The sequence below is a fragment of the Kocuria tytonicola genome (assembly GCF_003687175.1).
Classification (GTDB): Bacteria; Actinomycetota; Actinomycetes; order Actinomycetales; family Micrococcaceae; genus Kocuria; species Kocuria tytonicola.
In genome coordinates this window covers 1,426,990-1,441,179 of record NZ_RDEX01000001.1, presented here as the reverse complement: position 1 = coordinate 1,441,179, position 14,190 = coordinate 1,426,990, and the positions used below count along the sequence as shown (strand labels likewise).

General features: G+C 70.0%; 15 protein-coding genes. All 15 read right to left on the bottom strand.

Annotated elements, in window-relative coordinates; translation table 11 throughout:
- Nucleotides 1-4: 4 nt before the first annotated feature.
- The 15 genes from EAE32_RS06585 to EAE32_RS06520 all read right to left on the bottom strand — a co-directional run bounded on the left by EAE32_RS06585 (nucleotide 5) and on the right by EAE32_RS06520 (nucleotide 14,186).
- Nucleotides 5-868: a phage tail family protein gene (locus EAE32_RS06585; RefSeq protein ID WP_121864536.1), complete on the bottom strand. Its 864-nt coding sequence runs from the start codon at nucleotides 866-868 to the stop codon at nucleotides 5-7.
- Nucleotides 869-5,983, bottom strand: coding sequence for a tape measure protein (locus EAE32_RS06580; RefSeq protein WP_121864535.1), 5,115 nt, complete (start codon nucleotides 5,981-5,983; stop codon nucleotides 869-871).
- A gap of 61 nt (nucleotides 5,984-6,044) precedes the next feature.
- Complete coding sequence (locus EAE32_RS06575) at nucleotides 6,045-6,473, bottom strand: hypothetical protein (protein ID WP_121864534.1); 429 nt, start codon at nucleotides 6,471-6,473, stop codon at nucleotides 6,045-6,047.
- A 23-nt stretch (nucleotides 6,474-6,496) separates the two neighbouring features.
- Nucleotides 6,497-6,916 (bottom strand): hypothetical protein, encoded by a 420-nt coding sequence (locus EAE32_RS06570; RefSeq protein WP_121864533.1) that lies wholly within the window; start codon nucleotides 6,914-6,916, stop codon nucleotides 6,497-6,499.
- A gap of 104 nt (nucleotides 6,917-7,020) precedes the next feature.
- Nucleotides 7,021-7,623, bottom strand: coding sequence for a hypothetical protein (locus EAE32_RS06565; RefSeq protein WP_121864532.1), 603 nt, complete (start codon nucleotides 7,621-7,623; stop codon nucleotides 7,021-7,023).
- 34 nt (nucleotides 7,624-7,657) lie between these two features.
- Nucleotides 7,658-7,939, bottom strand: a complete 282-nt coding sequence (locus EAE32_RS06560; RefSeq protein WP_121864531.1) for a hypothetical protein — start codon at nucleotides 7,937-7,939, stop codon at nucleotides 7,658-7,660.
- A gap of 16 nt (nucleotides 7,940-7,955) precedes the next feature.
- Nucleotides 7,956-8,327 carry a hypothetical protein gene (locus EAE32_RS06555; RefSeq protein ID WP_121864530.1) on the bottom strand — a complete coding sequence of 124 codons (372 nt, stop codon included), beginning with the start codon at nucleotides 8,325-8,327 and terminating at the stop codon, nucleotides 7,956-7,958.
- The gene (locus EAE32_RS11795; protein ID WP_165860456.1) at nucleotides 8,327-8,608 is read right to left on the bottom strand and encodes a hypothetical protein; all 282 of its coding nucleotides are present in this window, start codon (nucleotides 8,606-8,608) and stop codon (nucleotides 8,327-8,329) included. Before EAE32_RS11795 ends, EAE32_RS06555 begins: the two co-directional genes overlap by 1 nt.
- Nucleotides 8,609-8,610: 2 nt before the next feature.
- Entirely contained in the window at nucleotides 8,611-8,982 is a 372-nt protein-coding gene (locus EAE32_RS11790) for a hypothetical protein (RefSeq protein WP_165860455.1), read from the bottom strand.
- Nucleotides 8,979-9,536 (bottom strand): hypothetical protein, encoded by a 558-nt coding sequence (locus tag EAE32_RS06545; protein ID WP_121864528.1) that lies wholly within the window; start codon nucleotides 9,534-9,536, stop codon nucleotides 8,979-8,981. Before EAE32_RS06545 ends, EAE32_RS11790 begins: the two co-directional genes overlap by 4 nt.
- Nucleotides 9,502-9,738: a hypothetical protein gene (locus EAE32_RS06540; RefSeq protein ID WP_121864527.1), complete on the bottom strand. Its 237-nt coding sequence runs from the start codon at nucleotides 9,736-9,738 to the stop codon at nucleotides 9,502-9,504. The genes EAE32_RS06545 and EAE32_RS06540 overlap by 35 nt, the downstream gene beginning before the upstream one ends.
- The gene (locus EAE32_RS06535; RefSeq protein ID WP_165860454.1) at nucleotides 9,738-11,045 is read right to left on the bottom strand and encodes a phage major capsid protein; all 1,308 of its coding nucleotides are present in this window, start codon (nucleotides 11,043-11,045) and stop codon (nucleotides 9,738-9,740) included. The genes EAE32_RS06540 and EAE32_RS06535 overlap by 1 nt, the downstream gene beginning before the upstream one ends.
- Nucleotides 11,042-11,935 (bottom strand): HK97 family phage prohead protease, encoded by an 894-nt coding sequence (locus EAE32_RS06530; RefSeq protein ID WP_121864525.1) that lies wholly within the window; start codon nucleotides 11,933-11,935, stop codon nucleotides 11,042-11,044. The genes EAE32_RS06535 and EAE32_RS06530 overlap by 4 nt, the downstream gene beginning before the upstream one ends.
- The gene (locus EAE32_RS06525; protein WP_121864524.1) at nucleotides 11,932-13,980 is read right to left on the bottom strand and encodes a phage portal protein; all 2,049 of its coding nucleotides are present in this window, start codon (nucleotides 13,978-13,980) and stop codon (nucleotides 11,932-11,934) included. The genes EAE32_RS06530 and EAE32_RS06525 overlap by 4 nt, the downstream gene beginning before the upstream one ends.
- A complete protein-coding gene (locus EAE32_RS06520) occupies nucleotides 13,980-14,186 on the bottom strand; it encodes a hypothetical protein (protein ID WP_121864523.1) in 207 nt (68 codons plus the stop codon). The genes EAE32_RS06525 and EAE32_RS06520 overlap by 1 nt, the downstream gene beginning before the upstream one ends.
- Nucleotides 14,187-14,190: the final 4 nt, after the last annotated feature.

Here is a 14,190-nt window from a genome sequence, read left to right as displayed (position 1 = left end):
CCTCCTAGATGTAGGTCGAGTGAAGGGTGATGTCTGCCCACCCGGTGGACGGGGCGAACTGCTCGGCGCGCACGGTGATCGCGCCCCGCGGGGGCACCTTGAACCACTGCCGCTTCGTGAGCCGGTGCGTCTGGTCAGCGCCGCGCACCGTGACGGACCCGGTGCGCATGTTCACGGTCACCGGGGACTGGTCGTAGACGGCGTGCGGGTACTCGACCGCGTGGCGGCCGTCCGTGAGCCGGAACCCGTTCGGCCAGGACCCGCGCACGGTCACGGTCGGGTAGGCGTCGGCGTTGCCCTCGTTCACGATCCGCGTCGTCGTGTTGCGGCCCTCGTGCCACTCCACCCCGCCGCCGGGGAACACGCCGTTCGCCCAGGAGAAGCCGACCCCGGCGCCGGGCGGGGACACCTGGGCGGTGACCGGCGGGGCGTACAGGAACGGATCCGGCGCCATGAGCGGCACCTCGAAGTCGATCCACTCGTACCCCTTCGTGGTGTGCTTGACCTCCCCATCCAGGCGAACCCGTGTGGAGAGCTCGAAGCCGTCCACCGAGTAGGTGAGCGTCCCGAAGTCGCCGTCCTGGAGGATCCCGGAGACGTAGCGGTCCGCGAGGTCCCGCCAGGACTCCTCCCGGAACCACAGCGAGCCCTTGAGCGTGAGCGTGCGCCCGGTACGCAGGGCCTTGCGGGGGAACAGACCGTGCCCGAGCTCCCGCTGCGGCTGCGTGCCGTAGACGCCCACCCCGCCGTACCAGCCCTCGAGGTCCGTGAGGTGGTGCTCCTCCTCCCGGTCGTCCTCGACGGTGCTCAGCGTCAGGACCTGATCGCCCCAGCGCAGCTCGGCGCGGCGCCGGCTGATGTCGTCCATCTAGATCCCCGCTCTCATCATCTCGAAGGCGAATGCTTCCCCGGCCCGGCGCCCGAGCTTGTCCGGATCCTCCGGAGCCTCCGGCAGGTGGAAGTGGTTCTCCCAGGTGCCAGCCGGTCCGCGCTGATCCTCGACCTCACGCGCGAGCGCGTGCATGTCCTGGAACTGCTGGTGGGTGAGCACGGCGTCCGGGCGGGTCTCGCGGTGGTGGACGAGCATCGGGTCCGTGGTCTTGCGCAGCCATCCGCCGCCGTCGAAGACCTGCGCGCCGAGTCCCTGGAGGTTGGTGGGGAGCACGCCGCCCTTCGCGTATCCGTGGCCGTGTCCGATCACTCGGAGCATGCCCTCGATGCCGTAGGACTTGGCGTGGTTCATCCCGGCCACGAGGTTCGCCAGCGGGTCGAACTGGTTGTTCGGCAGGGACGGGTCGCGGTTCGCCGCGAAGGTCGAGCCGATGACCATGACCAGGCCCTTGCCGAGGTCGCCGGTGGCGTTGTTGATGTCGCCGATGTTGCCCTGCACGGCGTTCGGGTCACCGCCGGACTCGGTGTCGATCTGCTTGACCCATGCGTCCTGGTAGGGCTTCGTGGCCGGCAGGCCAGCCTTCTTGAGCGCTGCGATGACGGTGTCGCGCCACTTCTCGGCGCCCTGCGCGCTGGCCACCTCGGAGTCGCCGCCGTCGAAGGGGTTGATGGCGGCCGCGGCCCAGGACTTGAAGCCCTCCCAGGCCTTCTTCGCGGCCCCGACCATGAGGTCCTTCGCGAAGCCCCCGCCGGGGATCTTCTCGAGCAGCTTGTCGAACCCGATCATGTCCAGCAGCCCGGAGAGGATCCCTCCGCCTCCGCCCGGGTCGTCGTACTTCTTGACGCCCTTGCCGGGCTGGCCGTAGATCTCCGCGAGCTTCGCGTAGTCCGCACCGGACGGCCAGTACCCGCCGGCCATGCCCGCGGACATGATCGACCCGGTGGCCCCGTACCCGCCCGGGGGGTGGTTCAGGGACAGCACGTGCCCGATCTCGTGGATCAGCGTGCCGCGCACCGCGGACGGCCCCACAGCGGCCGGGCCACCGGGGGTGATGGTGATCCGCCCGTCCGAGGTGGCGTAGCCCCACGGGCCACCGCCACCACCGGAGATGGACTGCACACCGGGCCCGCCGGAGCCCATGCGGATCTCCAGCGCGGACCGCCCCATCCAGGCCTTCGCCGCGGACTCGAACGACACGCCGCTGATCGAGCCGCGGGGCACGTTGAAGTAGCCCAGCTGCGAGGCGCGCGCCTGGTTCGAGGACCACAGCCCGCCCGAGGGCCCACCCGGGGGTCCCATGGCAAACCGCTTGTCGTTGTCCCGCGGGAAGGTCTCGATGGAGGGCTTCGAGGCGTCGAGCCACGACTGGGCGCCATGGATACCCCCGGAGTTCGCGGCGGCGTTGACGCCGTTGATCCAGGACTCTCCGCCGAGCGCGCGGGTGGCCTCCGGGGTGAGGATGCCCTCCCCGCCGCGCAGCGGCTGCACTCCCCCGCCGGCCACCGGGTAGAGGTGGTCGTCGATCTTGCGGGGCTGGTAGCCGGGCACCACACCACCGCGGGCGAGGCCCTTGTACTTGATCTCGTCGATCGTGTCGATTCCGAACTTCGATGCGACCTTGTTGAAGTTCTTGATGAACCCGCCGTTGATGACGGTGTTGATCACGAAGTCGACCGGCTTGTCGACGACGCTCTTGACCTTGTCCCACGCGTTCTTGATGCCGTCCTTCGCGGCGTTCCAGGCGTTGACTACGCTGCCCCGGAGGAAGTTGATCATCGGCTGCAGGATCGAGCCGCGCACGAAATTCCACGTGTTGGACACCGTGTTGCGGATCCCGGTCCAGACCTGCGAGACCACCGAGCTGATCCACCGCCACGCGCCCGTGAGGGCCCCGCGCACGAAGTTGATCAGCGGCACAAGCACGACGTCGCGGACCCACGCCCAGGAGCTGGAGACCGTGCCCCGGATCGCTCCCCACACCTGGGCCACGATGCTGCGGATCCACAGCCACGCGCTGGTCAGCGCGCCGCGCACGAAATTGATCAGCGGCACAAGCACGACGTCGCGGATCCACACCCATGCGGCGGAGATGGCGCCGCGGATCGCGCCCCAGACCTGCGCCACGGTGTTGCGGATCCACAGCCATGCGCTGGTCAACGGCCCGCGCACGAAGTCCATGAGCGGGGTGAACACGGTGTCCCGGATCCAGACCCAGGCCGCGGCGATGACGTTCTTGATGCCGTTCCACGCCGGGAGAATGATGGTCGCGTAGAGCCAATTCCACAACGGGGCGAGCACGCCCTGCACGAAGGCCACCAGGCCCTGCCAGATCGTCATGACGACGGCCACAGCCACGGCGATGGCGGTCTTGATGCCGTCCCACACCGGGAGCACGACGGTCGTGTAGAGCCACGAGAACACGAGCCCGAGCGCGGCCATCGCGGTCTGCACCCACGGCACCACGATGGTGGCGATCCACGTCACGACGTTGCTGATTGCGCCCTGGATCCAGGTCCACACCGGCTGCACCACGCCGGTCCACAGCCAGGTGAAGAACCCGCCGACCGCCTGCAGCGCCACACCGAGGGCGGGCACCGCCACCGTGGTCAGCCACGTGACCGCCCCGCCGATCAGCGTCAGGATCCCCGAGGCGAGCGCGGCGATGACCGTGACGACGAACTGGAGGACGGGGACGAGGAGGCTGAGGATGGTGGTGATGACCGGCATGAGGGCCATCACGAGCGCGGCGACCACCTGGATGATCGCGGTGATGATGGTCACGACGGGCGGCAGGACCGTGGAGATCAGCTGCACGAAGACGGGCAGGAGCTGGGAGAGCAGCGTGGCCACCAGCGGCAGGATGGCCGTGAGCAGCTGCGCCACGACCGTGACGACGGTCTGGAAGACCATCACGACGGCCGGGATGATCGCTGAGGCCAGCTGTGCGAACAGCGGGACGAGCTGGGCCATAAGCGTGGCGACGAGACCGCCCATGGTGCCCATGACCTGGCCGATGGTTCCCTGCAGCTCCTCGCTGCTGCTGATCGCGGCGACCACGAGGGAGATGGCGATGCCGACCGGGCCGGTCAGGAGGGTGAAGGCGCGGCCGAAGATCGCGAGCTTGCCTGTGGAGAGACCGAGTACGCCCATGAGCTTGCCAACGATGCCGACGAGCGGGGCGGCTGCGATCTTCGCGGCCCCGAACTTCACGGCGAGCACGCCCACGACTCCGGCGATGCCCGCGAGCGCGGGCGCGGGGATGGCGTCGGCGATTCCGCCGGCGGCGCCGAGGAAGTCGGCGGCGCGGTCCTTGAGGTAGGCGAGGGCGGCGCCGAGGCGGGATGCGGGGTCCGCGGCCGCGGCGATGGAGGAGGCGATGGCTTCGGCGACGGGCTTGAGGCGGGCGCCGAGGGCGTCGAAGACGTCGGTGAGGCCGAGGGCGGCCTTCTGGACGAGGGGCATGAACGGGGTGATGACGTTGGCGCCCATGCGGGAGATCGCGGTGGAGAGGTTGGCGAGCGCGCCGCTGGTGGTCTTGCCCATGGCGACGGCGGAGCCACCGACGCCCTTCTCCATGGCGGAGGCGAAGTCCTCGAAGCTGATCTGTCCCTTGGAGACCATCTTGGAGACGTCGTCGGTGGTGACGCCGAGCTGGTCGGAGAGGAACTTGAGGACGGGCACGCCGCGGCTGGTGAGCTGGAGCATGTCGTCGCCCTGGAGCTTGCCGCGGGCGAGCACGGAGTTGAAGATCGCGCCGGCGTCCTGCATGGACATGCCGGCGATGCCGGCGGTGTCGTTGATGGTGCGGAGCACGCGCTCGAGGTCTTCACCGGGTGCGACGCCGGAGGCCACCGCTGCGGCGGCGACGGAGGCGGACTCGTTGAGGGCGGCGCTGGTGCCCTTCACGGCGTCCGAGGCGTTGACCATGATCTTCTGGATGTCCTCGGTGCTGTTGCCGAGGCCCTTGAGCTTGGCCTGTGCCTGCTCGATCTGGACGGCGCGGTTGAAGCCACCCACCGCGGCGATACCGGCGATGGCCCCTCCGACGGTGCCGGCGGCCGCGACGGCTGCTCCGCCGAGTCCGCTGATGCCGGAGGTGAGGTCGGCGATGTGGCCGCGCACGGGGGCGATCGCACCGCTGATGCTGGAGCGGAACGTGCCGAAGGCGCCGGCGGTCTCGGAGACCACGCCGCGCACGGCCCCGGTCGCGGCCGAGACCGCCCCGGCCACCTGGTGGCCGACGGTGACGGTGCTGGTGGCCACCCGGGTCAGCCCGGTCTGGGCGCTGGTGGCCATCGTGGCCACGGCGGATCCCGTGCGGGCGAAGATCCCGGAGGAGCGCACCGCGGCGTCACCAGCGTTGCGGAAGCCGCGCATGAACTCCTGGCCGGGCAGGGCGGCGGTGGTCGCGAGCGTGCGTGCGGCGCCGCCGAGCGTGCCCATGCGGCCGGTGAAGGTGCTCGCCGCGGCCTGCGCGTCGCGGAACCCGGACACGAAGTTCTGGGCCGGGAGCGCGGCCGTGTCCGCCACGCGGCGCACCGCGCCGCCCATCGTGCCGAGGTGCCCCGTGAACGAGCTGGCGGCCGCCTGCGCGTCGCGGAACCCGGAGACGAAGTTCTGGGCCGGGAGCGCGGCCGTGTCGGCCACCTTCCGGGCCGCGCCTCCGATGGTGCCGAGATGTCCGGTGAAGGAGCTGGCGGCGGCCTGCGCGTCCTTGAACCCGGAGACGAAGTTCTGCCCGGGGACGGCCGCGGTGTCGGCGACCTTGCGCGCTGCGCCGCCCACGCTCCCGAGGTAGCCCGTGAACGAGGACGCGGCTGCCTGCGCGTCCTTGAATCCGCCCACGAGGTTCTGGGCGCCAGTCAGCGCCGGGCGCAGCGCGGCACCCAGGTCCTTGCCGAGAGTCTTGGTCGCGGTCAGCGAGTCGCGGATTCCGGAGCTGAGGTTGTTCCCGAGGGCCTTGCCGCCGTCCTTGCCGGCCTGCTCGGCGGCCTTGGTCACCTGGGGGTTGAGCTGGCTGGCGAGCTGGCCCTGAATGCCGCGCACGGACGGGACGATGTCCACGTAGAGAGTGGCAATGCTTTCGGCCATCTCGCCCTCCTGGGTATGAGGAAGGCCCCGCCGGTGACCGGCGGGGCCTTCTGCTGGTTGGTTACTTCTGCTCGTCCTGCGTGTCGGGCTTGAGCCGGAACGCGGCCGCGCGGCGCTGCATCTCCTCGCGGTGCTCCGCGTAGTGCGCCCGCCACGCTGCGGCGCGGTCCGCCCACTGGGCGGCCTTGCGCTGCTCCTCCTGCTGCTCCACGAGCCAGCCCGTGGGGGCCTCCGGCGGCTTCGGGCGCTTGCCCTTGCCCCCGGTGTAGGCGTGCCAGATGGCGCGCATCTGGTACTCCACGACCTGGATCTGCCGGGCCTCGACGGTCAGCGCGGCCCAGCCGCCCACGGCCGCCCACACGCGGGAACCGGCAGGGAGCTGCATCACGAGGTCCGCGATCTCCCCGGCCCCGTACTCGCCCGACTCCCGGGCCCGGGCCAGTCGGATGCCGTAGACCTCGAGCAGGTCCGCGGCGACCTCCTGCGGCACGTCGAGCAGCAGACGAGCAAGGATCAGGAGTTTTTTGCCCCCGCCTCCTGCACGATCTGCTGGTAGAACTCGAAGAACCGCTGCACGTCCACGAACCCGGTCTCGTCCTTGACGTGGTCCGCGATGCGAGCGCGGTCGGCTCGGTCGGGGATGACGAGGGCGACGACCTGGAAGATCTCTGCGGCTCCGGCGGCGCCGGCTTCGACGGCTCCGGAGGCTTCGACGAAGCGCCAGTCACGCATGCCGTTGGTGTCGACGGTGACGGTGACGTCGTCGACCGTGACGTTGAGCATGCCGTCCTTGTCGGGCTTCGGGGCGGGCTTATGGTGATCCTGGGGGCGCTTGGCTCCGGCGCGGTCCTTTGGGGATCCTGCGGGGGCGCGGCCGGTCTCCTGGCGGGACTTGCGCTCGAGCTTCTCGGCGGGGGTTTCGGTCTTGGGCATGGTGGCGATCTCCTATCTCGGTGGCGATCGGGTGGGTGTAGTGCGGCCCCGGCCGATGAGATCGCCGATCACCGGCCGGGGCCTGTCGTGGGGTCCTGCTCGATCTACTCGCTGGCGCCGACGAGCGGCTTCGCGGCATCGAGGTAGGACTGGCTGTCGGTGAGGATGTAGGCCTCGCCGACGATGGAGGCGGCCATCGTGTAGCCGGAGATGGCGGCGTTCTGGTGGTCCACGTCCTCGCGCTCACCGATCTCGGTGCGCTGGGAGACGATCCACTTCGTGACGTCGTCGTCGTTGACCACCTGGATGGTCTTGACGGCGACGGTGCCGATGCCCTTGGGGAGGTCCACGCGGGCGACGTCGTCGGTGACCTTGTAGGGGTCCTTGTGGTCGAAGAACAGCCCGGTCACGAGCGGGGACTCCTCGAGGGCTCCGATGCTGAAGCCCTTCTCCGTGGAGGTGACCTTCGTGCGGAGCAGCGACCCGCCCTGGTGGCCCTTCATCTTCTCGATGTCCGTGGAGACGGTCAGCGGGATGCCGTCCTCGTTGAGCCAACCGACGTTCACCCACGGCTTCGGAAGGTCCAGGAGCAGGTCAGCCTTCGTCTTGATCACGGGGTCCGGGGTGCCCAGAGGCGCCACCCAGATCCCGTCGAACATCGAGCCGTAGACCCGCACGTTCGCGTTGTTCAGTGTCTTCTCGCTCATTGCTGTGTCCTCTCGTGGTGGGCGCGGAGCCCGGTCACTTGCTCGTGGTCTTGGAGGCGGCCTTGCCAGACTTCCCGGCGGGCGCCGGGCTCTCGTCGCCCTTGTGGTCCTCCGCCAGCTCGGAGAGCGACTTGCCCTCCTCGGCGGCCTTGCCGGCGTCGCTGTCCTTCGGGACCGCCACGCCCTGGTGGAGCAGGTTCTTCGCCCACGCGGTGGGGATGTCGTAGGTCTTGCCCTGGACGTAGAACGAGCCGTTCACGGGGTCCCGGACGGTGGTGACAAAGGTCAGGTCCTCGGTGCTCTCGTTGGTGGCCATGGTGGTGGTCCTTCCGTTAGGTGGTCGGTGTTCGCATCGTGATTCGGACGGTCGCGGTGAACCGCGTCCAGTCCTCCTCCCCCGTGGGGAGATCTGCGGGGCCCTCGACGTTCTCGACGCGCCGGATCCCGTGCGTGCCCGTAGCCGCGTGCAGCGCGCCGCGAGCGCGGTCGAGGTGCCCGATGGCGGTGAGGACGTCGGGTCCCCAGCCTTCGAGTTCGATCCGGACGTCCTGGGTCACGCGGGTGGGGTCGCCTCCGCCGTTGAGGAAGTAGACGACGAATCCGTCTGGCGGGTACTGGCTTGGGCGGCGGATGCCGGCGGTGAGGCCGGCGTCGCGCAGGACCGCGTCGACAGCGACGAGAGCGGGTGCTGCGATGGTGCTCATCAGCGGCCGCCGGCAGGCTTCGCGCGGGTGAGCGCCCGGTCGATCTGCTCGGCCTTGATCGCGGCGGGGTTGACCATGGCCACGTGGAAGCGGACACGGTCGCGGCCGATGTACTCCTTGAGGTCGACCTGGGGGTTCTCCCCCGGCCGCGCGGCAGCGCGGGCGTTGGCCTCGGCGCGGTCCCGGATGGGCTCGACCACGCGGCGGACGCCGCGGGCGATCTCCGGGCTCTTGAGGAAGCGGCCGACTGCCTTGCGGTCCAGCTCGAACTTGTTCGCCATGATCAGGTCTCCTCTCGGGAGCGGGTGGCGACGATGGTGCGGTCCAGCAGCCCCGTGGGCCCCGAGGGCCGGCGGGGCGGGGCGGTGAGCTCCAGGCCCGTGGCGGGGGTCCCGCCGTACTGCTGGCCGCCGTAGACGAAGGACACGCGGTCGTGGCGGGTGATCTGCACGCCCGGGGGCATGGAGATCGTGTACTCGGTGACCGCGGCCTCCTCCCGGGTGAGGACCTCCTGGGCCGGGCCGGACTTGATGTGGCAGCCCTCCACGATCCGGTCCGGGTCCACGCCCCACTTGCGGGTCGTCTTCCCGAACTGCGTGACGGTGGTGGCCGGATGGACCGTGACGGTGGTGGTGGCGAAGAACGGGTGGATCACGCGCGGTCCCCCGTCCCGATGCCATAGCGGGTCACTGCGTCCGCCCAGTCCTGGGAGGTGCCCTGGTCGCTGCCGAAGGACACCGAGGCCCCGTCGAGGGCGAGGTCCTTGACCCCTACCGGGATGGCCAGCGCCCGGGCTGCGGCGTCGAGCACGGCGTCCTCGATCTCCTCGGGGACATCCTCGAAGCCATGGTCCAGCTCAACGACGATGGCCCCGTATCCGGTGCTGAACGCGGGGCCGGTGGACTGGAGGTAGCCCTGCGGGGAGACCCGCACGTGGGCTGTGATGTCGCGGCCCTGATCCGTGACGCGGTGGACTGTGGGGTGGAGCACCGGCAGGCGGAGTACGTGGCCGCCGGGGCCGTCGAAGGTCATCTGATCGCCCGTGACGCGGTGCACGGGGTGGCGTGCTGCTGCCCGGAACCTGTTGGACGCCCGCCGGACCGCTTGCACCGCCCGGGGGTCCTCCCCGCCGGCGATGGTGCCGGCGGGGAGGACGTGCGCGAGGTCCTGCGGGTCAGCCAGCAGCGGCGCCGCGCTCGGCGTGCTCACTGGTCTGTCCTCCTCCGGATTCGCTGCTCACGCGCTCGGGGGCCTTGCGGGCCTTATTGCGCGCGGGCCGGGCGGCCTTGCCCCCGGCGAGGGCCGGCTCGACGGCGACGGGCTGGCCGTCCTTGTCGAGCAGGCCCTTCGTGATGGCGTCGTGTTCCTGGTAGCGGACGCCGTTGATCACGTGGACGTCGCCTGCTGCCATTACGCCGCCACCTCCGCGGACTCGTGGCCGGTGACCAGCAGGCCGGGGTTGAGAATCCCGAAGCCGGCGCGGCACTCGGCCAGCAGCGCCACGAGGTTGCGGACGAAGAAGTCCGCGTGGCTGTCCGTGGCCGTGATCGTGGCCTGCTCGCGGTCCCAGAGCACGCACTGGCTGAGGTCGCCGGCAATGAACTTGCCGGTGCCCGCGAGCGCGGGGATCACGATGCGGGGGCGGCCCCACAGCGTGCCGGGGCCGAGGGCGAAGGGGCCCTGACCGTAGAAGCGGCCGTTCTGGTCGCGGGCGAGGTCGATCTGCTCATCGAGCTCCGGGGAGACGAGGAACGCGGAGACCTGGCCGCCGAGGTTGGTGACGCGGGTCAGCGCGTGGCGGGCGGTCTTGAACAGATCGGTGTCGAACTTCTGGTCCTGCACGCCGGTCGTGTTGAAGATGCCGTTCCACTCCTCCTCGCCCTTCTTCGGGGTCGTGGCGTTGCCCTCGACCACGAGCCGCTCGATCTCCTGCTCCAGGCCGCGGGCGAGAAACCCGTCGATCATGGTGGCGATCTGCGCGGCGTCGGAGAGCGCGCGCTTGGTCACGGGGATCCAGTGCGCGATCGTGATCACGTCGGCGGAGGCCTTGCGGAACCCGAAGGCGGACTCCGGCTTCACGCCCACGCTGCCGGTGGTGGCCGGGGCCTCCTTCACGCCCTTCGCGGCGTTGGTCACGGCCGGGTCCGAGTCGGGCAGCAGCTGCGCGTACTCGATCCGGTCCGAGCCGGTGGTGCCGTTGGTGATGACGTCGCGGAGCTTCGGCTGCACCTGGGGGAAGGGCACGAGGCCGAGGCGGTCCGGGGTGACCAGGCCGTTCGCGGAGGAGTCGGTGTTCGCCGCGCCGGCGCCGGAGGTGATGAGCGCCTTCATCCCGTCGACCTGGACGGAGTCCATGGTCACTCGAGCCTCACGGGGCACGTTGCCTCCGGGAAACCGATTCTGCAGCGCCTTGAACTGCGCGGAATCGGTGAAGGTGTGTCCCACGGACTTGCGGGCCGCGCCCATGCCCTGGCGAGTGCCCTGCAGGGCCTTCGCGTTGAGCTCCTCTGCGGCGCCGGACTCGATCTCCCGGCCGAGGTCCTCGATCGACTGGCGGGCCTGCCGGGCGGCCTTCTCCTGCTCGAACTCACCGCGAGCGCGCGTGGTGAGGTCGTCGATCTTGGCCTTCTCCTCGGTGGTCAGCCAGCGGCCGGCCTGCTCGGCGGCCTTGGCGACGTCGCGGGCTGCGGTGAGCAGCTCCTGTGCTTTCTTGTTCACGATGCTTCTCCTTCGGCTTGAATCTGGATGAGGTCGATCTCCGTAAGGGAGACCGCGGGGTCCACGTCACCGTCCGGGTGCGGGTCCTGCCCTGGCGTGCGAGCCGGGGCGGGGTCTTGGCCGGTGTCTTGATCCCCTTCTGCCTCACCGGATGCGGCCGGCGAGGTGGTCTGGCCCCCGGCCGGCGCGGGCGCCGGCGGGGTGTCGGTGTCGTCGGGCCGCTGCGCGGTGTCCTCGACGGTGGCGGGGTCGCCGGGGGCGGGGATGTCCTGGGCCTTGCGCGCGGCCGCGCGGGCGAGCGCGTGGGCGAGGTCGTGGAGGTGGGTGCCCTTCGAGCCGGTGGAGCTCACCAGCTCCCGCTCGAACGCGGCGAGCGCTGCGGGGTCCGCGCCCTTGATCTCGAGCAGTTCGGTCTCGCGGTTCACGCCCACCAGGCACGGGCCGACTTCGAGGATCGCGAGCTTCCGCAGCTCGTAGACCTCCCGGCCATCCTGCTCGGCCCATCCGCCCTCGAGGACGTCGTAGGCGAACGAGAACTGGTTCACGCGCCCGGCCTTGAGCAGCCGGTACACCTGGGCGGCCTTCGGGTTGAACTCGAGGTCCTCCTCGCTGATCTCCCCGATCACCTCCAGGCCCGCGGCGGTCTCGGTGGCCTTGACGACGCTGCCGACCAGCGAGAACGGGTCTCCCCAGTCGTGGGACCAGATCACCGGGATTCGCTGCCCCTTGGCCTCCCACTCCGCGATGCTCTCCGTGAACGCGCCGGGGCGGATCACGTCCCCGTAGGAGTCCGTGTTGTCGAAGACGGAGACCAGCGCGCGGAACTGGCCCGCGGCGAGCGCCCCGGTGCCTGCCGTGGTGGTGGCCTTGAACTTCGCCTGTGTGGTCATTCGGTGTCCTGTTCCGGTATGCCCCCGTAGACGAGGACGCACCTGCAGTTCGCTGTTTCCGGTCCCCGGCCGCTGTGGTCCCCTGGCCAGCGCAGGCCGTTGAGGAAGTAGCCGTCGATGGGCACGGTCTGGCCGTTGAGCGTGGCGTGGGAGGGTCGTGGGGCCTTCGAGGTGGTGCGCCAGGTCTTCGTCGTTGCCCCGGCCGCGCGGGCGGCGTCGTTGCGGCCGACCGACTCCAGCTCGGTGCCGATGGTCTGGGCCGCGTTGGTGAGCTTCGACTTCTCGCCGAGCTTCTCCAGCAGCGCCTCGCGCCACGAGGATGGGTCATCGGCCACGGCCTGGTTCACGACGTCGCGGTACTGGGTGAGGATCAGGTGCTCGGACCAGTTCTGCGAAGCTCGGTAGCACCAGTTCTCCTGGGTGTTCATGGACCAGTTCTCCCAGTTCGCGATCCCCAGCTCCTTGAGCTGGTCCTTGGAGGCGGTGGCCATGACCTGCTGCATCCGTGGGAACGTCCACTTCGTCATCTCCGCGACGTCGGAGACCACGTCCTCGGGGTCGATCGTGGGGAGCTTGATCTCGCCCCCGATGACTTTCGCGATGGAATCCCCGTAGGCCACCTTGGCTCCGCGCTGCGCCTTCTCCCCCGAGACGCCCAGCCGCTTGAGCCAGCGTTCCCGCAGCTGCTCCCCCTTGGCCGCCACGTCACTCTCGAACTTCTGCCGAGCCACCACGGTCGCGGTCCGGGTGGGGGTCAGCTCCAGCGCTTTTGGGCGAACCACCATCCGTGCGGCCTTGTACGGGTCCCCGCCCTCCTCGTTGGTCTGCCCCGTGTCGTTGGGCGAGGCGAGTCCGCCGGAGGTGACGTTCATGGGGACGATGAGCTCGTCGGTGCCCTCCAGGTACTCGAGGTTCTCGCGAGCGCGGATCTCCGCGCGGGTGAGCCATGGGCCGCCGCCGGCGGACTGGTAGGCCTTGACGCGTTCGGTGAAGGTCGCGCGCAGGCGGGCGTCCACGTTGGCCTCGATGTAGTAGTTCGCGCCGAGGTGGTCTCGGAGACCGGCGTTGAGCGCGTCCTCGAAGAAACCGATGTCCGCGCCGAGCACGTCCACGTAGAGCTGCTCGCGCAGGGCCACGATGTTGCTGTGCGTGCCCTCCTTCGCTCCGACGAGCTCCGGGGGTATGTGCAGTGCCTGGGCCGCTTCCATGAGCGTGAGCTGGCGTACCTGGACGTATTCGAGGTCCTTGGGGTTGACCGTGTCCACGGGCTTGTACGTCATGCCGTCCTCGAGGATCGGCACGCCGCCTGCGGAGCCGCCCCCGGGGCGGTAGGTGGAGAACTGTTTGCGGAAGCGCCCCCACGCCTCGTCGGACCACTTCCCGGCCTCGTGTGGCCGCTCGATCACCGCGGGCACCATGGCCGAGTTGCGGAACAGCTCGGAGCGGTACTCGTTGAGCGCTTCGGTCTCGCGCGCGAGCCCGTCGAGGGTGCTCACCGGGGTGCTGCCCGTGCGGGTGCCGGCCTTCCATACCTGCACGTTCAGGTCGAAGGTCACGTCCGTGAGCGGGCGGGTGACCTTCCGGCCGTCCCCGAGGTAGAGCACGAGGTCCGTGTACCGGCCGAGGCCGTCCACGGCGATGCTGAACATGTGGGCGGGGATGATGATGAACTCCAGGCCGCCGTCCTCGCGCGGGTACGTGGTGAACGCCCAGCGGCCGTAGAGGAGCATGTCGTGCTGCAGCTGCTGCACCCAGCGGCGCTGTCCCATGCGGAACCCGGGGGCCTTGAGGGCCTCCTGCACGGCGTGCCCGCGGGCCTTGCGGCGACCGCCGTCCTCCATCCGCTCGTACACGTCGAAGGGCACCAGCGCGATGCTGTTGGTGATGAAGTCGACCACCGTGCGGATCTGGGGCTGGTCCGCCCACATGGCGGCCGGGGAGAAGCTTGAGCCCTCGTAGTTGGTGACCGGCACCGAGTGGACCAGGGCGCCGAACTTCTCGTTGTCCGTGCTGATGATGTCCCCGTCACGGATTCCGTACCCCATCAGCCGACCACCTGGACCCAGGCGATTTGCGCCGCGGGGATGATCACGGTGCCGTCCAGAGACCCGCTGTCCTGCCGCGAGCGCAGCTCGGCGCTGGTGAGGTCGAGGTAGTCCCGGCCCGTGCGGGCGAGGCGGCCCACGAGGGCATCTCCGTTGGTGAGGTTCACCATGACCTTGGCGCCTTCCAGTCCTCGGAGTGTTCGCATCGGG